23 protein-coding genes, 1 tRNA gene and 1 other annotated feature are annotated in these 23,678 nt (G+C 63.3%); of the genes, 16 read left to right on the top strand and 8 right to left on the bottom strand.

Going from position 1 to position 23,678, the window contains the following annotated elements; all coding sequences use genetic code 11:
• The first annotated feature begins 26 nt into the window (after positions 1–26).
• Positions 27–161 (top strand) — a sequence feature (Phe leader region).
• 38 nt (positions 162–199) lie between these two features.
• Positions 200–1,372, top strand: coding sequence for a prephenate dehydratase (gene pheA / locus BN1143_RS03045; RefSeq protein WP_017763932.1), 1,173 nt, complete (start codon positions 200–202; stop codon positions 1,370–1,372).
• A 106-nt stretch (positions 1,373–1,478) separates the two neighbouring features.
• Here the strand turns inward: pheA and BN1143_RS03040 are convergent, their stop codons facing one another.
• A complete protein-coding gene (locus tag BN1143_RS03040) occupies positions 1,479–1,907 on the bottom strand; it encodes an LPP20 family lipoprotein (RefSeq protein ID WP_005303718.1) in 429 nt (142 codons plus the stop codon).
• A 15-nt stretch (positions 1,908–1,922) separates the two neighbouring features.
• Complete coding sequence (locus BN1143_RS03035) at positions 1,923–2,543, bottom strand: FlgO family outer membrane protein (RefSeq protein WP_005303721.1); 621 nt, start codon at positions 2,541–2,543, stop codon at positions 1,923–1,925.
• 195 nt (positions 2,544–2,738) lie between these two features.
• Here BN1143_RS03035 and BN1143_RS03030 point away from each other — a divergent pair, with 195 nt between their 5' ends.
• The 7 genes from BN1143_RS03030 (at position 2,739) to BN1143_RS03000 (ending at position 10,249) form a co-directional block, all read left to right on the top strand.
• Entirely contained in the window at positions 2,739–3,893 is a 1,155-nt protein-coding gene (locus tag BN1143_RS03030; RefSeq protein WP_025202107.1) for a flagellar assembly protein FlgT, read from the top strand.
• A gap of 50 nt (positions 3,894–3,943) precedes the next feature.
• A tRNA-Arg gene (locus tag BN1143_RS03025) sits at positions 3,944–4,020 on the top strand.
• A 39-nt stretch (positions 4,021–4,059) separates the two neighbouring features.
• Complete coding sequence (locus BN1143_RS22720; protein WP_042049624.1) at positions 4,060–4,302, top strand: hypothetical protein; 243 nt, start codon at positions 4,060–4,062, stop codon at positions 4,300–4,302.
• Between the two features lie 93 nt (positions 4,303–4,395).
• Entirely contained in the window at positions 4,396–5,292 is an 897-nt protein-coding gene (locus tag BN1143_RS03015; protein ID WP_042049622.1) for a DMT family transporter, read from the top strand.
• Between the two features lie 118 nt (positions 5,293–5,410).
• Complete coding sequence (locus BN1143_RS03010) at positions 5,411–7,348, top strand: methyl-accepting chemotaxis protein (protein WP_042049621.1); 1,938 nt, start codon at positions 5,411–5,413, stop codon at positions 7,346–7,348.
• Between the two features lie 508 nt (positions 7,349–7,856).
• Positions 7,857–9,302 carry an OprD family outer membrane porin gene (locus BN1143_RS03005; RefSeq protein WP_017782051.1) on the top strand — a complete coding sequence of 482 codons (1,446 nt, stop codon included), beginning with the start codon at positions 7,857–7,859 and terminating at the stop codon, positions 9,300–9,302.
• A 119-nt stretch (positions 9,303–9,421) separates the two neighbouring features.
• Positions 9,422–10,249 (top strand): SDR family oxidoreductase, encoded by an 828-nt coding sequence (locus BN1143_RS03000; RefSeq protein ID WP_042049620.1) that lies wholly within the window; start codon positions 9,422–9,424, stop codon positions 10,247–10,249.
• 145 nt (positions 10,250–10,394) lie between these two features.
• On the opposite strand, the gene BN1143_RS02995 is transcribed toward BN1143_RS03000, so the two are convergent.
• Positions 10,395–10,727, bottom strand: coding sequence for a DUF1904 family protein (locus BN1143_RS02995; RefSeq protein ID WP_005303745.1), 333 nt, complete (start codon positions 10,725–10,727; stop codon positions 10,395–10,397).
• An 87-nt stretch (positions 10,728–10,814) separates the two neighbouring features.
• Here BN1143_RS02995 and BN1143_RS02990 point away from each other — a divergent pair, with 87 nt between their 5' ends.
• The 4 genes from BN1143_RS02990 to BN1143_RS02980 all read left to right on the top strand — a co-directional run bounded on the left by BN1143_RS02990 (position 10,815) and on the right by BN1143_RS02980 (position 14,338).
• Positions 10,815–11,708: a TraB/GumN family protein gene (locus tag BN1143_RS02990; protein WP_042049618.1), complete on the top strand. Its 894-nt coding sequence runs from the start codon at positions 10,815–10,817 to the stop codon at positions 11,706–11,708.
• A gap of 167 nt (positions 11,709–11,875) precedes the next feature.
• A complete protein-coding gene (locus BN1143_RS21695; protein ID WP_010634864.1) occupies positions 11,876–12,025 on the top strand; it encodes a DUF3149 domain-containing protein in 150 nt (49 codons plus the stop codon).
• A 153-nt stretch (positions 12,026–12,178) separates the two neighbouring features.
• Positions 12,179–12,757, top strand: a complete 579-nt coding sequence (smrA, locus tag BN1143_RS02985; protein WP_082038412.1) for a DNA endonuclease SmrA — start codon at positions 12,179–12,181, stop codon at positions 12,755–12,757.
• Positions 12,758–12,859: 102 nt separating this feature from the next.
• On the top strand, positions 12,860–14,338 hold the full coding sequence (locus BN1143_RS02980; protein WP_042049616.1) for a carboxypeptidase M32: 1,479 nt from the start codon (positions 12,860–12,862) through the stop codon (positions 14,336–14,338).
• Positions 14,339–14,409: 71 nt separating this feature from the next.
• Here the strand turns inward: BN1143_RS02980 and BN1143_RS02975 are convergent, their stop codons facing one another.
• Positions 14,410–14,811 (bottom strand): VOC family protein, encoded by a 402-nt coding sequence (locus tag BN1143_RS02975; RefSeq protein WP_017787743.1) that lies wholly within the window; start codon positions 14,809–14,811, stop codon positions 14,410–14,412.
• 201 nt (positions 14,812–15,012) lie between these two features.
• On the opposite strand from BN1143_RS02975, the gene BN1143_RS02970 reads away from it, so the two are divergent.
• From BN1143_RS02970 to BN1143_RS02960, 3 genes are all read left to right on the top strand, one after another.
• Complete coding sequence (locus tag BN1143_RS02970) at positions 15,013–16,587, top strand: AlkA N-terminal domain-containing protein (protein WP_042049615.1); 1,575 nt, start codon at positions 15,013–15,015, stop codon at positions 16,585–16,587.
• Positions 16,584–17,063 (top strand): methylated-DNA--[protein]-cysteine S-methyltransferase, encoded by a 480-nt coding sequence (locus BN1143_RS02965; RefSeq protein WP_042049614.1) that lies wholly within the window; start codon positions 16,584–16,586, stop codon positions 17,061–17,063. Before BN1143_RS02970 ends, BN1143_RS02965 begins: the two co-directional genes overlap by 4 nt.
• Positions 17,064–17,188: 125 nt before the next feature.
• Positions 17,189–17,977, top strand: coding sequence for an SIR2 family NAD-dependent protein deacylase (locus BN1143_RS02960; RefSeq protein WP_017784384.1), 789 nt, complete (start codon positions 17,189–17,191; stop codon positions 17,975–17,977).
• A 178-nt stretch (positions 17,978–18,155) separates the two neighbouring features.
• Here BN1143_RS02960 and BN1143_RS02955 read toward each other — a convergent pair whose 3' ends face one another.
• The 4 genes from BN1143_RS02955 to BN1143_RS02940 form a co-directional block, all read right to left on the bottom strand.
• Complete coding sequence (locus BN1143_RS02955) at positions 18,156–18,527, bottom strand: ASCH domain-containing protein (RefSeq protein WP_042049612.1); 372 nt, start codon at positions 18,525–18,527, stop codon at positions 18,156–18,158.
• A 104-nt stretch (positions 18,528–18,631) separates the two neighbouring features.
• On the bottom strand, positions 18,632–20,491 hold the full coding sequence (locus BN1143_RS02950) for a peptidase U32 family protein (protein ID WP_042049611.1): 1,860 nt from the start codon (positions 20,489–20,491) through the stop codon (positions 18,632–18,634).
• Between the two features lie 102 nt (positions 20,492–20,593).
• A complete protein-coding gene (locus BN1143_RS02945; RefSeq protein ID WP_042049610.1) occupies positions 20,594–21,202 on the bottom strand; it encodes a LysE family translocator in 609 nt (202 codons plus the stop codon).
• 128 nt (positions 21,203–21,330) lie between these two features.
• A complete protein-coding gene (locus tag BN1143_RS02940) occupies positions 21,331–22,272 on the bottom strand; it encodes a LysR family transcriptional regulator (RefSeq protein ID WP_042049609.1) in 942 nt (313 codons plus the stop codon).
• A gap of 202 nt (positions 22,273–22,474) precedes the next feature.
• Between BN1143_RS02940 and BN1143_RS02935 the strand changes: the two genes are divergently transcribed.
• Positions 22,475–23,563, top strand: a complete 1,089-nt coding sequence (locus BN1143_RS02935) for a ketoacyl-ACP synthase III (protein WP_042049608.1) — start codon at positions 22,475–22,477, stop codon at positions 23,561–23,563.
• The last annotated feature ends 115 nt before the right edge of the window (positions 23,564–23,678 follow it).

Here is a 23,678-nt window from a genome sequence, read left to right as displayed (position 1 = left end):
TGCTTATGGCGTTACCTCAAGGACACACTCATGCACGCACCATTCTTTTTTGCTTTCTCGTTTATCCGGCCCTCATGAGGGAAGGCCAGTCGTCACGTGAAGCACTCGCGTAAACAGAAAGCAAAGACGAATCGAGCCTCCCCTAGCGGAGGTTTTTTTTTGCAGCCACCACAATCGATTACTTGGATAGGGAACCATCATGGCAACGCTCGACGAGATCAGACAAGACATCACCCAGTTGGATCAGGAGCTGCTCGCCCTGCTGGCCAAACGCAAGACCCTCAGCATCGAGGTCGCCCGCGCCAAGCAGGCCAACCCGCGCCCGATCCGCGATCCCCAGCGCGAGCAGGATCTGCTGGTCGCCCTGATCCAGAAAGGGCGCGGACTGGGGCTGGATGCCCAGTACATCACCCGCATCTATCACACCATCATCGAAGACTCGGTGCTCTCCCAGCAGGCCTATCTGCAGAGCCTGCTCAACCCGGAGCAGCAGGAGCCGATGACCAGCGTCGCCTATCTGGGGCCGCGCGGTTCCTACTCCAGCCTCGCCGCCCGCAAGTACCTGGCCCGCTACAAGGATCAGGTGATCGAGGTGAACTGCCAGAATTTCCGCGAGGTGCTGGATGCGGTGGAGTCGGGCCGTGCCGCCTTCGGCGTGCTGCCCATAGAGAACACCAGCTCGGGCTCCATCAACGAAGTCTATGACGTGATGCAGCACACCAGCCTCTCCATCGTCGGTGAGCTCACCTACCCCATCGAGCACTGCATCCTCACCGCCGTGCCCACCGAGCTGTCCCGCATCAAGACCTTCTACGCCCACCCGCAGGTGTTCCAGCAGTGCTCCCACTATCTGAGCAAGCTGGAAGGGGCGCGCCACGAGATCTGCGACTCCTCCTCCAGCGCCATGATGAAGGTGAAGGAACTGGCAAGCCCGGAGGCGGCGGCCATCGGCAGCGCGGCCGGCGGCGAGCTGTATGGGCTGGACGTGCTGGCCGAACAGCTGGCCAACCAGAAGGAGAACTACAGCCGCTTCATCGTGGTGGCGCGCAAGCCCATCGACGTGGCGCCGCAGATCCCGGCCAAGACCACCCTCATCATGTCCACCTCCCAGAAGCCGGGCTCGCTGGTGGAGGCACTGCTGGTGCTGCGCAACAACGAGATCAACATGACCAAGCTGGAATCCCGGCCGGTGCAGGGCAACCCGTGGGAGGAGATGTTCTACCTGGATGTCTCCGCCAACCTCAACACCCCGTCCATGCAGGCCGCGCTGATGGAGCTGACCAAGATCACCCGCTACATCAAGGTGCTGGGCTGCTACCCGAGCGAAGACGTCAAGCCGACCACTGTGCCGCCGGTGCTGATGGGCGGCTGATCCGCCAAGGTTGGGTCGGCCCGGGTATCTGCCGGCCGACACCGCCCATGAAAAAGGCGACCTTGCGGGGTCGCCTTTTTGTCGTCCATTCGCCGTGGGCACGCCGTCAGAACTGGCCTGCCATCAGCTGGTTGATGTTGTAGAGGGCGCGAGTATCGAGCTCCATCTCGGTGGCATAGGTGTTGCCGCGGGGATAGGAGGCCACCACCCTGGCGCCGCGCACCATGCCCGCCACCGACACGTCCAGCGAGTTGGAGGTCTGGGTCAGGTCCTTGTAGCTGCTCTGGCCGCGCACCTGCTGGCCGTTGAGCTGCTCGGCCAGCTCGCGGTAGGCATCCATCTTGGAGGCGCGGATGGCCTGCAGCATCTTCTCGGACTGGGAGGGGCCGGGCTGGATGTCGATCACCGCGTAGCCGACCGCCTTGAGCACCGGGAAATCATCCGGCTTGTTGTTGCCGCCGTAGTTGACCACCCGATTGCCGCCGCTGCACGCCGTCAGCAGCAGGGCCAGCAGGCATCCGAACAGGATTCTCATTGCGTCTACTCCTTGTCAGGGCGTCAGGTTGACCAGATGGCCGCCGGGGCGTGCCTGGCTGTCACGCATCAGGTAACCGCGGTTGATCGAGGCCCGGCCAAACGAATTGTTGGCACCGAACAGGTATTTCTGCGGGATCATGCTCTGGGCCGTGGTCTCCACCATCTTGGTACGCAGGTCGATGATGCGGGCGTTGACCAGGATCCCCTTGCTGTTGCGGCTGAAGGTGCCGACCAGGATGCGGGAGATGGGCAGTCGGGGGGAGAGATCCTTGTAGTTGCGGCTCAGCACGAAATCCCCCTGCGGCGTCACCTTGATGCTGCCGGTCAGCTTGAAGTCCACCACCACTTCCCCGCGCCGGTTCAGCTCGTAGATGAAACTCTCCTCAATCTGCTGGCCCATCCAGTTGGTGTCCTGCAGGGTATCGAGATCGACGAAAGAGGCGACCGCGATGGGCTCGGTCAGGGTAGTGAGCGACTTGCGCTCCATCAGCTGATCGGTCATGCGCGCCACCAGCCAGTTGAGTTCCATCCCCTGCGCCGCCTGGCGCGGATCACCCAGATCCCGGTTGATGGGGTCGGTGCCGCAACCGGCCAATGCCAGAGCGAGCGCCAACGCCGTAATGAGTTTGTTCATGGATACCTTTCCTGTATCTGCACCTGATTTGTTATCGGTTCGACCGGCCAAAGCTTGAGCCGGGAATGAGGCATGGATCTTGCTAAATATTCGCAGTGTACTGTGCAACCGGCACGGCTCTGTGATCTGTATCGGCCGGCGACCTCACTTCGACAGGGGTGAATCGCGCCGACCCGCATATTCAAGGTGTTTGTCATGAAATTACCGCTGCTGTTAACCCTGCTGCTGGCCAGTCTGTCGGCCCGGGCCGAGATCATCGAGGCGCAGGGCAGTGCCGCCATCCTGGGTGGGGACGAGGTCTACGCCCGCGAGCAGGCGACCCGCGATGCCCTGCGGCAGGCCCTGCTGGCGAGCGGCGCCGCCGTCTCCAGCATCCAGCGCCTGGAAAACGGCAGCCTGCGCTCCGAGCAGATCCAGATCCGCTCCGGTGGCGACATTCGCCAGTACCGGCTCAAGCGGGAAGAGGTGCGCAACGGCCGCATGTACATCACAGTGATGGCCGACATCCAGGCCGAGCGCCAGATCTGCCAGACCCAGCACTACGCCAAGGATTTGACGCTGGTGCGACTGCGGCTGCGCTACCCCGAGCAGGCGAGCTACGGCGCCCTCGACGACATGCCCGCCAACCTGTCACGCCGCATGTTCGAGGCGCTGGCCAGCGCGCCGCAAGGGGTGGCCGTGCGCCAGTGGCTGGACGAAAACCTGCGCATCGACCCGCTCCACCTGCAACAGGGGGATCGCAGCGCCCTCGAGGAGATCAAGGCGCTGAGCCTGCGCACCGACAGCCAGTACCTGGTGCTCGGCAGCATCGACGATCTCTCCCTCGAGCCGCAGGGCAACCAGCTGACCAGCTGGTATGAAGACCCCATCCGCAACTTTCGCATGCAGCTCTATCTGTTCGACGGCATCAACGGCAGCCTGCTCGGCCGCAAGGAGTATCAAGGCCGGGCCAACTGGACCTTCGCCAAGCGGGATCAGGTGGGCAGCAGCAGCGGCCAGTTCTGGCAGTCTAGCTACGGCCAGGAGGTTAACTACCAGTTGCAGGAGGCGGTGCAGGATCTGGTGGCCCAGCTCAGCTGCGCCCCGGTTACCGCCCGGGTGGTCAGCCAGAACGAGCGCGGTCCCTACATCAATCTCGGCCGCCGCAACGGCGTCCGGCTCGGGGATCAGTTCCGCATCCAGCACGATGCCGATTTCATCGACCCCTACGGCAAGGCACGCATGCTGCGCAACCCAGCCGACGGCCTGTTCGAAGTAGTGCAGGTATTCGAGGATGGCGCCATCATCAGCAGCCAGAACAAATATTCGCCGTTTAACATCCAGATCGGCGATTTGGCCGTATTGGAATAAAAATCAAGGGTTTAAAAGGGAGCCGCTTCTTGTATAATGCCGGCCACAAGGTTCCCGTAGCTCAGCAGGATAGAGCGGTCCCCTCCTAAGGGACAGGCCACTGGTTCGACTCCAGTCGGGAACGCCATACAAAACAAGGGGTTGGCATCGTCATGGTGCCAACCCCTTGCTCGTTTTTGGCCCAGGCCGCCGTTCGGCCGATGGCGGTTGCGTCGGCAGCCCGCCGCAACCTAACCTGCCCGAACTAACCTGCCAGCCCCATGGCGTGGCCCTACTGAACCTGCTGTTTGGTTCTGGCGGCACCTGGCTGGATCCCTTGCTGCCCCTGCTGGTGCTGGCGCTCATCATCTGGGGCGTGCGTCGCCAGCAGCTGCCCGCCATCAGCAGCGCGGTGACCGACAGCAAATAATCGCACTCCATACCACCGAGGTATGGCCACCAGGGAGGGCCGGTCTGCTAGACTGACCCTCTTTTTGTTCATTCATCTGCAAAGGAGTGTCGGATGTCTGCTGCTTCGAGGTGGGACAAGTCCACCGGGCTGGCGCTGCTGACCATAGTGCTGTGGGCCTCGCTGGCGGCGCTCACCTCCCGGGTCACCAGCGTGTCGCCGCTGGTGCTGGTGGGGCTGGTGCTGTTTTTCTGCGGGGCGGGCGCCCTGCCGTTCTGGCGTCAGTGGCGGGCTCGTCCGGTCAACTGGCTGGTGACCATCAGCGCCCTGCTGCTCTACCACCTGCTGCTGTTCATGAGCTTTCGCCACGCCCCCGTGCTGGAGGCGAACCTCATCAACTACCTCTGGCCGCTGTTCATCATTCTGTTCACCCCATTGCTGCTGCCGGGTCACCCGCTGCACGGCCGTCACCTGCTGGCCGGCGCCCTGGGTCTGGCCGGCTCGGTACTGGTGATGGTGAACGGCGAGCTGCAGCTGCAACAGTCCTATCTGCCGGGCTATCTGCTGGCGCTAGGGGCCGCCATCGTCTGGGGTGCCTACTCGGTGCTCTCGCGCCGGCTGCCGCCGGCCCCGGCGGTGATGACGGCGGCGGCCTGCCTGCCCGCCGGGTTGCTGGCGCTGCTGCTGGCCTGGCTGCTGGAGGGACCGCTGCCGGTGGCTCAAATTCCGGCCGGTGACTGGGGCCTCATCATCGGGTTGGCACTCGGCCCCATGGGGGCGGCGTTCGTCACCTGGTATCTGGCGCTGCGGGACGGGGATCCGCGCCGGATCGGAGCGCTGGCCTATCTGACGCCGCTGCTGAGCACCCTGCTGCTGGTACTGCTCAACGGCGAGCAGCTGACCCCCCGCCACCTGCTGGCCGGCGCCCTTATCATGGGCGGCGCCCTGCTAGGCATGCTGGGCAAACCCCCGGCCCGCCACCAGCAGGAGGCCCCCGCCCTGCGGCCGTAAGCCAGCCCTCTCGACAGTCAGTCCGGGCCGCCGGGTTGACTGTCATAAAAGCGCCATCTCTGCTGCTTAAGCTCACGCCGACGCCCATCGCCGTGGTTCAACAAGCAGGAATGCTGCCGTGAAAATTGCCCATTACGCCTCCCTCTCTTCTCTCGCTCTGCTGCTGGTCGCCGCCGTGCAGGTCGCTGCCCTCTGGCACGGCTGGCAACAGCTCAACCAGGCCGAGCTGGCCCAGCACCAGCACGAACGGCTGCAGCAGCGGCTCACCGGTACCCTGCAGGGCACCCTGCGCGACTACCTCGCCAGCGGCGATCCGCTGCGGCTGACCGAGGCCGAAGGGGTGCGCAAACAGGCGCTCGCCCAGCTCTCCCAACAGGATGAGGCGCTCACCACCTCGCTGCGCACCCTGCTCGAGCAGATGGGAGCGCGCATCGACAGCGACTATCTGGCGGCGGGCAAGCTCTCCGGCAACAGCCAGTGGCTGCTGCAAAATGCCGAGAACGAGCTGACCGATCAGGCCAGGGCGCTGCTGCGATACGGTCAGCAAGGGGCGACGGGGAGCGATCCGGCCAGCGCCGAGCACTATCGCCAGCTGGCCGGCGACCTGCTGGCGGCCCTGCCCGGGCTCGCTCACCTGCGCCAGAACTACATGGAGCAGGCCAGCCCCAAGCTGCTGGAAGGATTGCGGTTCGAGCTGGCGGCCCTGCAAAAACAGGCCGAGCAGCTGGCGGCTCTGCCGAGCCTGGCGCTTTTCGAGGCGCCTCCCGCCGACGAGTTCCCCCTGGGGGAGCCGGAGCGCAAGGAGCTGGGGGATCTTCCCAAGGCCGAGCTGATCTCCCTGCTCAAGCGCTACCCGCAGGAGCTGGAAAACAGCCGCAAGGCGCTGCAACAACAGCAGCAGGCGCGCCAGGCGGTGCAGCAGGACATTGACCAGATGCTGCAGGCCACCGGCCAGATGGGCAGCGAACTGGCCGCCGCCCGCCAGGCGGTGAACCAGCGGCTGGCCGTCATCCTCGGCAGCCTGGCACTCTGTCTGGTGCTGGTGGCCCTGCTGTTTGCGCTGGTGCAGCGCCGCTGGCTGGTCAGGCCGCTGCTGCGCCTGCGCGCGGCCTTTCTGCAGCTCGACGAGACCGGGCAGGCCGAGACCCTGCCAGAGGGGCGCGAGCGCAACGAGCTGACCGACATCGTCGCCAGCTACAACCGCCTCATCCTGCGCCTGCAACAGGATCAGCAGCAGAAAGAGGGCCAGCTGTCGGCGGTGTCGCAAAGCCTGCAGGGGATGGTCAACCAGGTGCAGGAGATCCATCACAGCACCCGCACCACGGAGCAGGCGGTGGACGAGAGCGATCTGATGATGAGCGAGCTGAACCAGCTGGCCGGCGAGGTACACCAGGTGGCCGCCGAGATAGCGCAGCACGCCCAGCACAACGAGCACTCCATGAGCCAGAGCGAGCAGCTGGTGGGGGGCATGTTGCAGGCCACCGCCCAGACCGGGCTCGCCATCGACGAGAGCGGTGGCGCCCTGGCTCAGCTCAAGCGTTCGGTGGAAGATGTGACCGCCATCGTCGACGTGATTGGCCACATCTCCCAGCAGACCAATCTGCTTGCGCTCAACGCGGCCATCGAGGCGGCCCGGGCCGGGGAACAGGGGCGCGGTTTTGCGGTGGTGGCCGACGAGGTGCGCCACCTCTCCGCCGATACCCAGCGCTCCCTTGGCCAGATCACCGAGATCCTGACCAGACTGACCCAGGCGGGGGATCAGCTCGGCACCGTGCTGGCGCGGATCACCGCAGAGGCCGCCGCCCAGCGTCAACAGGCGGAGCAGCTGCGCCAGACCACCCAGGCGGTGCGGGAGATGGCGCGCAGTACGGCGGTCATCGCCCTGCAGGGGGCCGACAACGCCAAGAGCCAGGAGCACAAGCTGGCCAGTTTTGCCGATCTCATCGGCCGCATCAGCCAGCACGCCCGCCAGGGCAGCCGTCTCTCGGTGCAGGTGTCGGAGCACATTCACCACCAGGCCAGCCAGATCCCGCGCATCCTCGGCCACCAGGCCTGAGCCGTGCCGGTTCAGCCGGCGCCCCCAACCCGGCCCCTGCCATCGCGCAGGGGTTTATCTTTTTTTGTGGCACAAAATTATCTGTTATCCGCAGGTTAACGAGGAAAGATCCCTCTGCACAGTGCGATCCGTCCGGATCGGCCGGCAATTTCATCTGAAAACGTTGTCATCGCCGTTATGAGCGGGCTGGGAGTGTCCACAACGAGCGTCATGATTATTTGCACTCGGTCATATTTTTGAAACTTGGTGGGAACTTTCCATTGATATTTCGCACCGCGAACGTACTCTTGAGCTGTCCGATAGCCAAGTATCGGAACACAAAAAAACAAAATATGTGATGAACAGAACTGCACCCACCGCAGATGTGCCAAGACGTCGCGGCCGCAGCCGACATACTCGAACTTTTTGCCCTTCGGGGTCTTGATTGCAATGCCAATACCGAGCGGCGGGCACCTGCCTGACTGCCGGACAAAAAAAGCTAAGTCCATAAAATCAGGAGCAATACAAAATGGAAAAAGTGATCTTCAAACGTGCCGCATTGAGCGCAGCCGTCGTTGCTGCCATGCTCGCCCCCGGTATGGTGTTGGCTGCCGACGAAGCAGGTCCCACCTATGCAGCCGCCGCCAGCAAATTCTATGAAGAAGGCAAACTCAACGGTGGTCTCTTCTACTTCCAGCGTGATCGTCAGCGTATCGACGGCGACCCCACTGCCAAGAACAAAGAAGGCAAGTACCAGTCCAACCTGAGCCACGCCACCACCCAGGCCTCCCTAAACTTCAACTCCGGCTACGCTTGGGACGTGGTGGGTATCGATGTGGGCGGTTTCGGTGCCTATGACCTGGCCGTGACCGAGAACCACCCGGTCAACCAGGAGAACGAATTCTCCTTCGCCGGCAACAAATGGGGCGAAAACTACAAGGACGGTTCCCCGGAAGGCGGCTTCAGCCTGGCCAACGCCTCGCTGAAATTCAAGGCGCTGGACGGTGCCCTCACCGCCAAGGGCGGTCTGACCCAGCTCTACGTACCGGGCGTGATCGGCGTGAACTGGTCCTATCAGCCGGGTACCTACCGTGGTGGCCAGATTGAAGGCAACTTCGGCGGCCTCTACCTGACCTACGCCATCGCCGACGAGTACAAATCCCCCTGGTACAAGGAGACCCAGAAGTTCTCCCGCGCCAAGGCATGGATGGATCCGTTCGCCGATGAAAACGTCATCGACTACATCCAGGGCGTAGCGGCGCGTTACACCTTCGAAAACGGCACCTCCATTACCGGTTCTTACGGTAACTCCGAAAACTACATGGACAGCTACCACTTCAAGCTGGCCCACAAGTTTGACGTGCTGGGCGGTCTCTCCACCAGCTACCAGTTCTACGGCTCCGACACCGAGACCTATCAGAAGGGCGGTGCCGACATAGAGACTTACGACGGCCTGGCATGGCAGCAAGCGCTGACCGCCGCCTGGGGCATGGGCCCGTACGGCTTCCGTCTGGAAGGTCTGTGGACCAAGGCCGAGGGTAACGAAGGCAACTACCTGCCCCGTCTGACCCGTGGCTACGGCAACTCCCAGGGCGCGAACGAAATCTGGTGGGATTCCCGCTCCGACTGGAACGCCAACAACGAAAAAGCGCTGTTCTTCGGCGTGACCCGCTCCCTGGATGACCTGGTGGGTGCACCTGGCTGGTCCGTCGGTGTCTCCGGTGCCTACGGCTGGGATATCCAGAAAGGCGACGGTACCAAGGCCACCAACGGTGAAGATACCGAATGGGCAGCCAACTTCGACGTCATGTACACAGTGCAGGATGGCAAGCTGAAGGGCACCCTGTTCAAGCTGCACTACACCGATTACAACAACGACATCAGCCAGAGCGGCGGTTGGACCGAATACCCCAACATCTTCGCCTCCGAGAAAGACGTCAAGTTCCACATCATCATGCCGTTCACCATCCTGTAAGCAGGTGGTTGAAGTTAGCAAACCGGGCCGATTGGCCCGGTTTTCTTTTTTCTGATCAGCGGGTTAACATGCAAGGCCGCAGGCGCTTCTGCCTGCCCCGTCACCACAAGGATGCGCCCATGTCCCGCTTCGTTCTGATCACCGGCTGCTCCAGCGGCATCGGCCTGGCCGCCGCCAAGGCGCTCGGCCAGCACGGCTACACCGTCATCGCCTCCGCCCGCAAGGCCGAGGACGTGACGCAGCTGCGCCAGCTGGGTTTGCTGGCCGTCGAGCTGGATCTGGCCAACGAGGCCAGCATAGAGCGAGGCGCGGCCGAGGCACAGGCACTGGCCGGTGGCCGCCTGTATGGCCTGTTCAACAACGGCGCCTACGGCCAGCCCGGCGCGCTGGAGGATCTGCCCACCCAGGCGCTGCGCGAGCAGTTCGACACCAACCTGTTCGGTTGGCACCACCTCATTCGCCAGCTGCTGCCGGCCATGCTGGCGGCCGGCGAGGGGCGCATCGTGCAGAACAGCTCGGTGCTGGGACTGGTGGCCATGAAGTATCGCGGCGCCTACAACGCCAGCAAGTTCGCGCTGGAAGGATATACCGATACCCTGCGCCTGGAGCTGGCCGGCAGCGGCGTGCAGATCAGCCTGATCGAGCCCGGCCCTATCGATACCCGCTTTCGAGCCAATGCCCGCGCCGCCTTCCTGCGCCACATAGATCCCGCCACCAGCCGCCATCAGGCCGCCTACCAGCAGACCCTGAGCCGGCTGGAGCGCGAAGGGGGGGCCCGCGGTTTTACCCTGCCAAGCGAAGCCTGCATCGCACCGCTGCTGCACGCACTCGGCAGCCCGCGCCCCAAACACCGCTACCCGGTCACCTTCTCGACCCGGCTGTTCGGGGTGCTGCGCCGCCTGTTGCCAAGCCGCCTGCTCGACCGGATCCTCGCCAAGTCGGCCTGACGGCAACCGCTTCGCCCCCCCGGCACGCCCGCACACTACTGGCAACCAGAGGCGACGACGAGCATCGTCGCCTCTCGTCTCATCTCCACCAACCGGCATCAGAGTGGCTTGAATCAGCCAAGCCGCCATCCCTGGCCGTCTCCGCTCAGTAGTGCTGGCCGTTGCTGTAATAGCAGCTCTTGACGATGGGCAGCACCTGCACCACCACATAGGTCTGCTCCCCCAGCACAGCTTTCAGGTGGCGGGTGATCAGCGCCGCGGCCGCGTCCTGCAACTCCTGCGGGCGTTCGAACCAGACCAGCTCGACAAACGGAAAGCCGGCCTCGCGCTCCCCCTCGCGCACCCAGTGACTGTCGATGCACTCCAGGGTGACGAACTCAGGTTTGCCCCCGGTGAGGGCGCAGAGATCCGCCAGCAGAGGGGTGCTTATCTGCTTGAGGGTGTCGACGGAGACGGCCCGAAAACGAAGGTGGGGCATGGGAAAACCTCTTGGCTGTGACAAATGAGGACTTATCATAGGGGTTATTGTAACGAAGAGAAGCCATCCGCTGACATAAGGTGCCCAATGAGACTCTATCGCCTGCTGCTCCCCTTCCTGCTCTGCTTGCTGCTGCCGCTGAGCGCCTTTGCCGACCCCGCCTTCTATAAGGTCAGCAAGGGCGATCAGCAGCACTGGCTGCTGGGCTCCATCCACGCGGGCAAACCCTCGCTCTATCCGCTGCCCGACCCCATCGAGCGGGCCTGGCTGCAGAGCCGCGCCCTGGTGCTGGAGGTCGACCTGACCCACATCAGCCAGCAGCAGTGGCAGGAGATGGGGGCCATCACCCGGCTGGTGGACGGCAAGACCCTCAAGGAGCACATACCGCTCGACCTCTACCGGCGCACCATCATCGCCGCCGGCCAGAACGGCCTGACCGAGAACATGCTGGCCCCGCTGCGCCCCTGGTTCGCCGCCATCACCCTCACCCAGGCGGCACTGGAGCGCACCGATTTTCGCAGCGCACTCGGGGTGGATCAGCACTTCGCCAAACAGGCCACCGACGGCGGCAAGCCCATCATCGGCTTCGAGACCCTGCTCGAGCAGCTCGGCTACCTCGCCAGCGTCGGTGACAACCAGACCCTGATGCTGGAGAGCACCCTGGACGAGCTGCCCGAGCTCGAGCGCGGCTTTCGCGAGGTGATGAAGGCGTGGGAAGAGGGGGACGAGGCGACCCTCATCAACCTGCTCAAGTCGGAGATGGCGCCGCCCAAGCTGCAGGCCTGGCTGGAGCAGACCCTGCTGGCGGAGCGCAACCACAACTGGCTGAAGAAGTGGTCCACCCTGCCGAACGAGAGTTTCATCGTGGTAGGGGCGCTGCATCTTTACGGCGACCAGGGGCTGCTCGCCCTGCTGGAACAGCAGGGCTGGCGCATCACCCCGCTCACCGAGCCAGGCCCGCGCAAGCCTGCCCGCCAATAGGCGCCGACGGGGCCACACCGGCCCCGTCAGGGTCTTGAACTGGGAGGAGGCTCACAGATCCGCCTGCCGATTAAATAACCACAAGGGGACTTGATCGAGATCATCTCTTTGCTCCCAAAGAGGTATCTATCATGCCTGTCATCAATGGGATGACAGGAGTGCACGAGATGGATTTTTGGATGAACCTGATGTTCGGCAACAGCGTGGGACTGATGTCCATGTTGGTGATTATCGGTACCTTCCTGCTGATCAGTTCCTACGCGGCCTATTTCATCTACAAGGTGATGAACGCCAAGCCGCCGAAAGAGGGCCAATAAGCCTGCGTCAGGCGATCCCCGATCGCCTGATCCCGCCCTCGCCTCCCCTTTGCTCAGGGTCTGAGCAGACCCGCGCCACTGCCGCGCCCGCCACTTTCAGATCCGCCCCCGCCCGCTATAATGGCCGCTCATTCCACCTGCGGGGAGCCTGCCGTGTCTCAAAACGACGAACTCTCACTGTTTCGCAATGAAGTGGCCGATGTGCGCCCCATTCGCAACGACCATGTCCGCCTCCAGACGGCCAGCAGCCCGACCGACGCCCAGCTGGCGCGGCGCCAGGCCGCCACCGCCGAACAACTCGCCCTGGATCACCTCAGCATGGAGGCGGTCGAGATACTCGACCCCCACGCCATCGTCGGCTTCAAGCGCGACGGGGTGCAGGAGGGGGTCTACAAGAAGCTGCGACTCGGCAAATACGAGCTGCAGGCGAGCCTGGATCTGCACCAGAAGACCCTGAACGAAGCGCGCCAGAGCCTGGTGCAGTTCATTGCGGATTGCGAACTGCGCGACATCCGCTGCCTGCTGATCCTGCACGGCAAGGGGGAGCGCAGTACGCCGCGCGCCCTGCTCAAAAGCTATGTCAGCGCCTGGCTGCCGCAACTGCCGGCGGTGATGGCCATGCACAGCGCCGAGCGTCGCCACGGCGGCGGCGGTGCCCTCTACGTGCTGCTGCGCAAGAGCGAGCGCAAGAAGGCGGAGAACCGCGAACGCCACCAGAAGCGGCTCGGCTGAGCGGCGGCTCGCACCGGCCGGTAAGCGGTGGTAGCATCGAACGGCCCCGAGCACGCCAGGTACGGGGTGTACGCCATCAGGGACGATAACAAGGACAATCCCATGTCATATCAGAAACTTGAACAACATCAGCAACAGCTGCACCGGCTCTCCCACCTCTCGGCCATCTGTGGCTGGGATCAGGCCGCCATGATGCCGGAGGGGGGCAACGAAGCCCGCGCCGAGGCCATGGCCGAACTGGGACTGCTGATCCACCACAAGCGCACCGCCCCCGAGCTGGGCGACTGGATTGCCAAGGCCGAGAGCGAGCCGCTGGACGAGATCCAGCGCGCCAACCTGCGCGAAATCAAGCGCCACTGGCAGGATGCGAGCCTGCTGCCCGGGGATCTCGTGGAGGCGCTGTCGCTCGCCGGCAGCAAGTGCGAGCACGCCTGGCGCCGCCAGCGCAAGGAGAACGACTGGGCCGGCTTTGCCCCGAACCTCGCAGAAGTGGTGAAACTGTCGCGGGAGGTCGCCTCCTTGCGTGCCGAGGCGCTCGGGGTGCGCCCCTACGACGCCATGCTGGCGCTCTATGAGCCGGGCATGACTAGCGCCCGGCTCGACGAGATCTTCGGCGATCTGACCGGCTGGCTGCCCTCCCTCATCCAACAAGTGAGTGAGCAGCAAAAGAGCGAAACCATCCTGATCCCGCAAGGCCCCTTCCCCATCGCCGCCCAGCAGGCGCTCGGCCAACAGGTGATGGGGCTGCTCGGCTTCGATTTTGCCCATGGCAGGCTCGATGTGAGCAGCCACCCGTTCTGCGGCGGGGTGCCGACCGACGTGCGCATCACCACCCGCTACAACGAGCAGGAGTTCGTCTCCAGCCTGATGGGTATCGTCCATGAAACCGGTCACGCCCGTTACGAGCAAGGCTTGCCGCGCCAGTTGCTGGGCCAGCCGGTGGCCGAGGCGCGCTCCATGGGCATTCACGAGAGCCAGAGCCTGTTCTGCGAGATGCAGCTCGGCCATGATCCCGCCTTCCTCACGCTGCTGGCGCCGCACATTCGCGCCCACTTCGGCGAGCAAGCGGCGTTGGCGCCGGCGAACCTGGTCAAGCTCTACAATCGGGTCGAGCCCGGCTTTATCCGGGTCGATGCGGACGAGGTGACCTACCCGGCCCACGTCATCCTGCGCTACGAGCTGGAGCGCGATCTGATGGAAGGTCGCATCGAGGTGGCAGACATTCCCGCGCTGTGGGACGCCAAGATGCAGCAGTGGCTGGGGCTCTCCACAAAGGGCAACTACCAGAATGGCTGCATGCAGGACATTCACTGGACCGACGGCTCGTTCGGCTACTTCCCGAGCTACACGCTCGGCGCCATGTACGCGGCACAGCTGCGCTTCGCGCTCGAGCGAGAGCTCGGCAACATGGGCGAGCTGATCGCGGCGGGCCGCCTGCCGGAGATCTTCGCCTGGCTGGGTCGCCACATCTGGTCCCTGGGCAGCCGCTACAGCACCGACGAGCTGGTCAGCCGCGCCACTGGCGAGGCGCTGAATCCGCACTGGCTGCGCCGCCATCTGGAACAGCGCTATCTGAAATAAGGGGCCGGCGCGCCCGCCAGCAGATAACAAACGGGGCCTCGCGGCCCCGTTTTTCATGGCGGCGTGGCGCGTCAGCGCCCGTCCGGCACGCCGGTGAACTCGCGCAGTTGCAGGATGTTGCCCTCGGGGTCAAACGCATTGCGCACCACGAAGCCTGGGCCTGACCACTGCTGCGGCAGCAGGCCGCCACCGAGATCGGCCGCCTTTGCCTCCGCCCAGGCGAGGCTCGGCACGGTAAAGAACAGCTTGATGGCGCCCTGCTCGCGCAGCTGCGGCGGCGTGGTGATGACCACCTGCTCGGCATAGGGAGCGGGGATTGCGTGCAGCAACAGCTGGATGTCAGCATTTTCCTGCACGATCAGCTCGTCACTCTGGCTGCGGATCTCCATCTGCAGCAGGGTGCGATAAAAGTGGCTCAGCAGGCCGGGATCCCTGGCATAGATCAGGGCGCCGGCACGTGCGGGTCCTGGCATGGCTCTCTCCTCCTTGGATGTTGTCACCCCAGATTCGCACACTTGCCCCCTCAAACCGATCTGTTTTTCATACCGTGCACGCGGCATCGGCTTTATTTCAATTGCTGTCCGTTTCTGGCTAGTCATCGCCTTCGTTCCTGCTTAGTCTCTCACTCATCCGGGCCGCCGTGCCCACCCCGTTTTCGGCGCAAGGAGCCACCGATGCCAACAGATCACGTCATGACGATGCCGCCGGCCCCAGAGGATGAGTCAGGCCTGCCGCTCAGCGCCGAGCAGTGCCATGCCGCCCGCCTGGCCCGCGATGCACGTTTCGACGGTCGCTTCTTTACCGGCGTGCTCTCCACCGGCATCTACTGCCGGCCTGTCTGTCCGGCGCGGCCACCGCACGAGCACAACGTGCGCTACTTCCAAAGCGCCGCCGCAGCGGAGCAGCACGGCCTGCGCCCCTGCCTGCGCTGCCGGCCTGAGCTCGCACCCGCCGCCCCCGGCGATCTGCCGCCGACACTGGCGCGCCTGCTGGCCCGGATCGATCGCGGTGAGCTGGCGGAAGGCTCGCTCACCATCCTGGCGGAACAGGCCGGCATCAGTGAGCGCACGCTGCGCCGCCAGTTCGAGCAGCACCTCGGCGCTTCGCCAAAACAGGTGGAGCAGACGCGCCGGCTGCTGCTCGCCAAGCGGCTGTTGACCGAAACCCGGCTGCCCATCACCGACATCGCGTTTGCGGCGGGCTTTGCCAGCATTCGCCGCTTCAACGACGCCTGGCAGCAGGCATACGGGCTGGCGCCGCGGGCGCTGCGGGCGCTGCGTCGTCAGAGCGAGCCAACCGGCGACGCCGCCGCCCTGACGCAGGCTGCGCCACAGAGCGAGGAGGGGGCGATGCTCACGCTGCAACTGCCCTACCGCCCCCCGTACGACGTGGCGGCCATGCTGGCGTTCTACCGGCTGCGCGCCATTCCGGGGCTGGAACGGGTAGATGGCGAGGTGTATGAACGCCTGCACCGGGTCGGCGATCGGCTCGCACGGGTGCGCATCAGCCAGGGCAAGGGGCACAGCCTGCAGCTCAGCGTCCATGATCTGCCGCCCGCCGCGCTGCCTGATCTGCTGTATCGGGTGCGCCGGATGTGGGATCTCGATGCCGACATGCAGCGCATCGGTGCGCGGCTCGGGCAGGATCCGCTGCTGGCACGCCTGCAGGCACGCTGGCCGGGGGTTCGGCTGCCCGCCGGCTGGGACGAGTACGAGGTGATGCTGCGCGCCATCGTCGGCCAGCAGGTGTCGGTCAAGGGGGCCATCACCATACTGGGGCGGCTGGTGGCACGCACCGAGGCGCAATTCGGGGTGGCGCAGTTGCCCACCCCTGCCCAGCTGTGCGAGCTGAACCTGGACGGTATCGGCATGCCCGGCAGCCGGATCAGAACGCTGCAGGGGCTGGCACAGGCGCTGGCCAGCGGCGAGTTGAACTTGACCTGCGCCAGCGATGAACAACTGCTGGCACTACCCGGCATCGGCCCCTGGACGGTGGCTTACTGGCGGCTGCGCTGTGGGCTGGACCCGGATGCCTTCCCCGCCTCGGATCTGGTGCTACTGAAGGCGCTGGGGGGCGGCACCAAGTTGCCGGTGAAAGCGGTATTGGCCCACAGCGAAAGGTGGCGGCCCTGGCGCGGCTACGCGGCGAGCTGGCTGTGGCATGCCATGAGCGAGCAGCCAGCACTGTTGACCGAGTCAGCACCAGGCCGCACAGCAAGCGACAACCAAGCAGAGGAGACAACCCCATGATCCGCTATGACATCTTGCCCAGCCGCTGCGGCGATCTGCTGGTGGCCATCGACGAGCACGGCCTGTTGCATGTGGACTTTGTGGCGGGGCTGCGCGCACTGCCCGACATGCACGACTGGCAACAGGACAAGACAGCGCTGGCCCCTTTTCTCGCGCAATTTGAGGCCTATTTTGCCGGCAGCCTGCAACGCTTCACCCTGCCGCTAGCACCAAGAGGCACGGCGTTTCAGCAAGCGGTCTGGCAGGCGCTGTGCGACATCCCCTACGGCGAGACCCGCAGCTACAGCGACATCGCCCGCGCCATCGGCAAGCCCAATGCGGTGCGGGCGGTGGGGGCCGCCAACGGCCGCAACCCGCTCTCGATCATCATTCCGTGCCATCGGGTGATCGGCCAGAACGGCAGCCTGACCGGCTATGCGGGGGGACTGGAGATTAAAAAGACGTTGCTGCAACTGGAGAATATCAGTGAAAGATAATGTAATGCCTATAAGCCATAGACACTATCTATCATAAAATAATATCCACCGCAGATTTACGATTTCATCGATTTTTCTAACCCGAGTATAGTGGCAGAACCATATTTATTAAGGGGAGATTAAATATGGAGCAGCTACTATCGGCCTTTAGACAAGGCAATGTCATTCTTTTTGTAGGGGCCGGGGTATCGATGAACCTTGGTCTTCCATCATGGTCAACCCTGCTCGACAAAATAGCCAAGGATCTGGGCTATGAGCCTGAAATATACAAGTCTTTTGGCGATCACTATGCGCTGGCAGAATATTATCGTTTACAAAAAGGCAGCATAGGCCCTTTAAGAAGCTGGATGGACAGAGTTTGGCATTCGCCTGACATTGATATTTCAACGTCCAAAGTCCATGAATACATTGCCAAAGCTAACTTTCCGATAATATACACCACCAACTATGACCGCTGGATAGAGCATGCCCTCGCATATTATGGCAAGTCATTTACCAAAATCGCATCGGTATCAGACTTTACCAGGATCAAAAGTGACAAGGTACAAGTTGTAAAATTCCATGGTGATTTTGATGATGACAAATCCATTGTCATTGATGAGACCAGCTATTTTGAGCGGCTTGAATTCGAAACGCCACTGGATATAAAACTGCGTTCGGATGTGCTGGGTAAATCAGTGTTGTTTATCGGATATAGCTTGGCCGATATCAACCTGAGGCTTTTATTTTACAAGCTTTCCAAATTATGGAAAGCCAACCGGGCGGGTGATGCCCAGCCGAAATCGTATATTTTCTCGGCCAGGTCGAATCCGGTACAAGAGGCCGTCCTTGAGCAATGGGGGATCAGCATGATCTCATCTGAAAAAGAGAATCCAGGAGAGGCATTAGAGGCGTTTCTGAATAAATTCCAATAATTGAAAATCTTGAAGGCACCTCCCTGCACTGGCAATCCAGTAAGGGGCGCCATCCCTGTACATGCCGCTCGCACTGCGCAGCATCGAAGGGGCTGTGCGGCCACCTCACCACCTCCGATAACACTCTCCATGGGGATCAACCCACAAGCCGATGCCTGTTCCTCTGACCAGCCCTGTTTTAGCCGCAATGTGCGCCCAGAACGCCCGAGCCGTCTACCTCATACAACTTCCTCTGCGCCGGCACCACGGGCCCATCGACCACAGGACGCACGTTGGACAGCCGCCATGCAAAGTAACCCGGCTCCCAGCCCCCCGAGCAGGCGGCCAACACCTCATCGGGTTGCCACTCATGGGCCTCCTCGACGTCAACCAGGGCGACCGCTCGACCAGCCGGATCCACAAGATGATCGGCGCTGAGGTATCGGCCATTTTCAACGATCAGCAGGTCGCGAATGGGCAGTGAGGGAGGCAACCACGAGCGAACCTCGAGCGTCTTCTTGCCCGAAGCAATATTGGCGCCATGGGGCGCCACGATGGAGAGTGCGAGCATAGGTCCTTCCTTGCAGCTTGCTGGGGATCCCTGGCACAGGATGATAACTCAATCCCAAATGGGCCACACTGCCCGAGCCATGGAACCTGGCGGCATCGTGCTCCTCAGCGTTTCAAACTCCCCATCACATGCATTTCACAGCGGTGACAATCAAAGCGCAGGCGGAAGGTCTCCTTGCCCATCTTGAGTTCCAGCGGCTCGGCCTTGAGGCCGGGCACCTCGTTCGGGCAGAGGTTCTGGCTGTAACGGATGCAGTGTTTGGTGATCATCAGCACCACTTCCCGCTCCTCCTTGTTCGCCTCATAGGCGGGGGCGATGCGCTCCACCCCGTGCTCGCGGAAGAACTGCTCGGCCGCGCTGTTCAGCACGTTGCCAAGGTAGGAGAGACGGTGCTGGGGATAGTGGATATCCCGCAGCGCGATGCGCCGCTCGGGACGCTGGTAGCCGGCCAGACGGGCAGCCTCCAGCGCGGCGATGCCATCCCGGCGCAAGCCGTTGAGCATAGATGCGGCTATGAATAGCGGGTGAGTAAACGCCAACTCAACCTTGCGCGCCACGAACAGGGTATTGCCGAGTTTGCCAAGCTGATCGCGCGCCTGTTGCAGCGCCCGCTCCGGGTTGTCGGCTGGCTGTTTGTCACAGGGGAGCGTGACGGCGGCGCTGATGCCCTGCTCATCGGTAAGCGTGAGGCGCATTCCCTCATCACACTCTGCCAGCACCATATCGACCCGGATGCGGCGATCGGCGCTCGCCTTCTCCAGCACCTTGCTGAATGCCTGATCGTGGTTGCGGTAGATTTCCGTGCCTACCTTCAGCCCCGGCATGCGCTCTGACAGGAGTAACTGCTTACCTTCGACTTTGTTCAGGCGCATCCCCACCAGCTCGTTGTTCGGCTTGAAGAAGCCGAGACCATCGCCGTTGTTGAGGGTGACCTGCTTGCCGTCGATCTCGATGCCATCCCTGGTGATACTGGTGACCCGGCCCAGCGGCTCGCCCACATATTTCGGGCTCTTGGTGGAGTCGATCCCGGGTTGGCGACCATGGAGGAAGTAATCGGTGCTGCCGCGGTTGAAGCTCTTCTTCGGATCCGGCGTGAAGCTGTAGCTGCAACGGCCGGCCGAGGAGGCCACCAGATCGCTGCGGCGCTCCAGAATGGCGTCGAGCTTCTGGCGATACCAGGCGGTGACGTTCTTGACGTAATCGAGCCCCTTGAGACGCCCCTCAATCTTGAAGGAGCGGATCCCCACCTCGATCAGCGCCTCCAGGTTGTCGGTCTGATCCATGTCTTTGAGGGAGAGCAGGTGGCTGTCAGCCACCAGCACTTCACCGTCCGGCTTTTGCAACGAGCAGGGCAGGCGGCAGAGCTGGGCACATTCGCCACGGTTGGCGCTGCGGCCGGTGCGGGCATGGCTGATGTTGCACTGACCGCTGTAGGAGACGCAGAGCGCGCCGTGGATAAAGAACTCCAGCTGCACATTGGTGGCCGCACTGATCTCGCGGATCTGCGCAAGGGACAGCTCGCGCGCCAGCACCACCTGGGAGAAGCCCACATCCTGCAGAAACTTCACCTTCTCCGGGGTGCGGTTATCGGTCTGGGTACTGGCATGCAGCGCGATGGGGGGCAGGTCGAGCGCCAGCAGCCCCATGTCCTGCACGATCAGCGCATCGGCCCCCGCTTCATAGATTTGGTGGGTCAGCCGCCGGGCCTGCTCCAGCTCGTGATCGTGCAGCAGGGTGTTGAAGGCAACGAAGACCTGGGCGCCGAAGCGGTGGGCATGGCGCGCCAGCGCTTCGATATCCTCTATGCTGTTGCCCGCCGCACTGCGGGCGCCAAAGGCGGGGCCGCCCATGTAGACGGCGTCGGCACCGTGATTGATGGCTTCGATGCCGTAGGCGAGGTTCTTGGCCGGAGCCAGCAGCTCCAACCGGTTGTGGTGGCTTAACGGGTGCTTGTTCTGGTGCATGGTCTCGGAGTCAGGGCGGACAGCAAATGGGCGCCACTCTAGGGCATTGCCACCCTCCCCGCCTTGATCCCGCTTAAGATCACCGCAAAATACAGGATTGGATCAGAGCACCACCTTCAGGGCCAGCCCCAGCAGCACCAGACCGCTCACCTTGTCGATGACGAAGGACTTGGCCTTGAGCCAGGCCAGCACGGGACCACGAGAGAGCACCAGCGCCACCAGCACGTACCAGACGGCGTCGATCCCGCCGGCGGTGAGCATCATGATGCCCCCCTCGCGCCAGCCGGTATCGGCATGCACAAACTGGCTGAACAGGGCGATGAAGAAGACCGCGAGCTGGGGATTTAGAAAGGCCACCATAAAGCCTTCGAAGGCGCCTTGCCGACCGCGCAGCTGGTGTACCTCTTCACTCGCCTCCTCCTTGGCGGGCTTGGCCAGCAGCGCCTTGACCCCGAGCCAGGCGAGAAACGCCGCACCGCCGTAGCGAATAACGTCAAACAGCAGCGGAGTCTGGGTGATCAGGATGGCGAGGCCCAAAGCCGTTATCAGCGCATAGATGCCGACTCCGAAGCCGTGGCCAAGGGCGGTGGCCACGCCGTGCCCCTGCCCTCCCTGCACCGTGTTGCGGATGATCAGTGCCAGGCTCGGCCCCGGGCTGATGGCGCCCATCACGCAGATTGCGGCCAGAGCTAGCCAACTCGTCAGTTCCATGGTGTTCCTTGTCTCAAGCGGAATATGAATGTCTGCGCTCAGGGTAAAGGGCCCCTGGTTATGCCAGAAGTGAAAGTTGGGAATAGAACCCATAGCCAATGGCTATAGGCCAACACAAGCGTCTGTTGCTAGCGGGGCGGGTTCAACACCTTGCGGCTCGCCGCCACCGTGCGCTGCAGGTGCTCGCGCAGGAAGGGATAGGCCAGTTCGCGAAACCACTTGTGGGCCGGATCCTGATGGTGGCGCTGGTGCCACAGCAGATGATACTGCTGGGTGCGGCTGGCAAACGGCAGATCACAAAAGTGCAGGGCGTGCTCGCAGGAGAGCTGCCAGGCGATGTGGGCCGGGGTGGTCAGCAGGCAGTCGGTACGCAGCAACACCTCCACCGCAGCCTGAAAGAAGGGCACCCGGGCAAACCAGCGCCGACTCAGCCCCTGGGGTGCCAGCACCTGTTCCACCGGGCTGTCCTTGTCGCCCCCGCCGCTCACCTGCAAATGGGGCCAGGCGAGATAGTCATCGAGACTGAGCGAGCGCCCCGCCAACGGATGGTGGCTACCCATCAACACCACCAGCCGATCTTCCCCCTGATGCAGGCCGCGGATCTGATCCGGCACCAGTTCGGTGATGGTGGAGACCATGTCCAGCTCGGATTGCCACAGCTGCGGCAGCAGACGCTTGTCCCACAGGCTGTACTCCAGCGCCGCCAGCGGCGCCTCCCTGGCCAGCGCCGCGCAGATGTCCGGCAGGATATGCTGGGCCACGTAATCGGAAGAGGCGAGCCGGAACACCCGCTCGCAGCGGCTCGGGTCAAAACCGGGAGCCTCGTAGAGTCGCTCCAGCGCACCTAGGGAGTCCGCCAGCTGGGCGGCCAGCGCCTCGGCCCGTGGTGTCAGCAGCCAGCGCTGCCCCTCCCGCACCAACAGCTCGTCGCCAAACTCGCTGCGCAGCTGGCCAAGCTGCTTGCTGATGGAAGGCTGGCTCAGGTGCAGCAGCTCAGCCGCCCGGCTGATGTTGCGGGTCTCCAGCAGCACCTTGAGGGTCGGCAGCAGGTTGAGATTGGCTTTATGCAAAGGGGCGGTTCCATCCAGTGGCAAAGCCCTATCTTAGGGCAGCCAAGCCCTGTGGTTTAAGCGAAATTTCCCGCCTGCCCCCGCAACCAGGCGTGACCCTGCTGCCAGATAACCATGACCACAAGATGACAGTGGTTGCCCCGTGCGGCATAATTGCGCGATTTTCCGCCCGCGGGCGATCCACTTGAGAAGCGGTAACAAGATGAAATACGCCAATATCACAGGCTGGGGCAAATGCTTGCCTCCCTCCGTACTGACCAACGACGACCTCAGCACCATCATGGATACGTCGGATGAGTGGATCTACCCGCGCACCGGCATCAAGGCTCGCCGCATCTCCCACGTCAGCACCTCCGATCTGGCCACCCTGGCCGGGCGTCGTGCGCTGGCCTGCGCCGGGCTGGAAGCCTGCGACCTCGACGGCATCATCCTGGCCACCGCCACGCCGGACAACCTGCTGCCGAGCGCAGCCTCCGCGGTGCAGAAGAAGCTGGGCGCCACCAATGCCGCCGTGTTCGACCTCAACGCCGCCTGCACCGGTTTCGTCTACTCCCTCTCGGTCGCCACCTCGCTGGTACAAACCGGCATGATGAAGAAAGTGCTGGTGATCGGCGCCGAGCGACTCACCTATCTGCTGGACTGGGCCCGTCGCGATACCGCCGTGCTGTTTGGCGACGGCGCCGGCGCCGTGGTGATCGAGGCGAGCGAGCAGGAGAGCGGTCTCATCGCCAACAAGCTGGGCTGTGACAGCGAGGCCCGCGAGATCCTGCACGTGCCGAACTTCGGTACCGACCGGGTGCGTTTTGCCGACATCGACGGCCTCTTCACCTTCAACTTCGAAGGCCAGGAGATCTTCAAGCGGGCCGTACGCGGCATGGGCGAAGCCACCAACACGGTACTGGCACAGGCCGGCATCGCACCGGAGCAGATCGATCTGATCGTGCCGCACCAGGCCAACATCCGCATCATCGAGACCCTCGCCAAGCGCATGAACGCGCCGATGGAGAAGGTGATGGTCAACATCGAGCACTATGGCAACACCTCCGCCGCCACCGTGCCCATCGCCCTGTGCGAGGCACTGGAGCAAGGCCGCGTCCAGCCGAACAGCTATCTGCTGACCGCCGCCTTCGGTGCCGGCCTGACCTGGGGCGCCGCCATCATCAAGTGGGGCGATCGCGTTACCCCCATCAAGGCGTGCGAGGCCGAACTGCCACCGTGCGACAAGAGCGCGCTCGAACTCATCGCCCATGCCGTGGAAGGGTGCCAAAAAGCCCACGCCAACGAGGCATAAGCCGCCCGCACAACGCCGAGAGCCTGCCATATGCAGGCTCTTTTTCGTTCTCCCCTCCTTCCTTATTGTGCAGATACGCCATTCCCCGCCAGCAAGGGGCTGCAAGCCGCCAAAC

The sequence above is a fragment of the Aeromonas dhakensis genome (assembly GCF_000820305.1).
Classification (GTDB): Bacteria; Pseudomonadota; Gammaproteobacteria; order Enterobacterales; family Aeromonadaceae; genus Aeromonas; species Aeromonas dhakensis.
Note: the sequence above shows the minus strand (reverse complement) of the source record. Positions and strands in the feature narration are given on the sequence as shown.

Bases quoted from the DNA above. Each gene is read 5' to 3' on its own strand.
- BN1143_RS03000 (WP_042049620.1), top strand. From the start codon at position 9,422: ATGTCCCGCTTCGTTCTGATCACCGGCTGCTCCAGCGGCATCGGCCTG.
- BN1143_RS02950 (WP_042049611.1), bottom strand. From the start codon at position 20,491: ATGCACCAGAACAAGCACCCGTTAAGCCACCACAACCGGTTGGAGCTG.
- BN1143_RS02935 (WP_042049608.1), top strand. From the start codon at position 22,475: ATGAAATACGCCAATATCACAGGCTGGGGCAAATGCTTGCCTCCCTCC.
- BN1143_RS02970 (WP_042049615.1), top strand. From the start codon at position 15,013: ATGCCAACAGATCACGTCATGACGATGCCGCCGGCCCCAGAGGATGAG.
- BN1143_RS03040 (WP_005303718.1), bottom strand. From the start codon at position 1,907: ATGAGAATCCTGTTCGGATGCCTGCTGGCCCTGCTGCTGACGGCGTGC.
- pheA (WP_017763932.1), top strand. From the start codon at position 200: ATGGCAACGCTCGACGAGATCAGACAAGACATCACCCAGTTGGATCAG.
- BN1143_RS21695 (WP_010634864.1), top strand. From the start codon at position 11,876: ATGGATTTTTGGATGAACCTGATGTTCGGCAACAGCGTGGGACTGATG.
- BN1143_RS02995 (WP_005303745.1), bottom strand. From the start codon at position 10,727: ATGCCCCACCTTCGTTTTCGGGCCGTCTCCGTCGACACCCTCAAGCAG.
- BN1143_RS03030 (WP_025202107.1), top strand. From the start codon at position 2,739: ATGAAATTACCGCTGCTGTTAACCCTGCTGCTGGCCAGTCTGTCGGCC.
- BN1143_RS02945 (WP_042049610.1), bottom strand. From the start codon at position 21,202: ATGGAACTGACGAGTTGGCTAGCTCTGGCCGCAATCTGCGTGATGGGC.
- BN1143_RS03005 (WP_017782051.1), top strand. From the start codon at position 7,857: ATGGAAAAAGTGATCTTCAAACGTGCCGCATTGAGCGCAGCCGTCGTT.
- BN1143_RS02990 (WP_042049618.1), top strand. From the start codon at position 10,815: ATGAGACTCTATCGCCTGCTGCTCCCCTTCCTGCTCTGCTTGCTGCTG.
- BN1143_RS02955 (WP_042049612.1), bottom strand. From the start codon at position 18,527: ATGCTCGCACTCTCCATCGTGGCGCCCCATGGCGCCAATATTGCTTCG.
- BN1143_RS02975 (WP_017787743.1), bottom strand. From the start codon at position 14,811: ATGCCAGGACCCGCACGTGCCGGCGCCCTGATCTATGCCAGGGATCCC.
- BN1143_RS02960 (WP_017784384.1), top strand. From the start codon at position 17,189: ATGGAGCAGCTACTATCGGCCTTTAGACAAGGCAATGTCATTCTTTTT.
- BN1143_RS02965 (WP_042049614.1), top strand. From the start codon at position 16,584: ATGATCCGCTATGACATCTTGCCCAGCCGCTGCGGCGATCTGCTGGTG.
- BN1143_RS03015 (WP_042049622.1), top strand. From the start codon at position 4,396: ATGTCTGCTGCTTCGAGGTGGGACAAGTCCACCGGGCTGGCGCTGCTG.
- BN1143_RS02980 (WP_042049616.1), top strand. From the start codon at position 12,860: ATGTCATATCAGAAACTTGAACAACATCAGCAACAGCTGCACCGGCTC.
- BN1143_RS03035 (WP_005303721.1), bottom strand. From the start codon at position 2,543: ATGAACAAACTCATTACGGCGTTGGCGCTCGCTCTGGCATTGGCCGGT.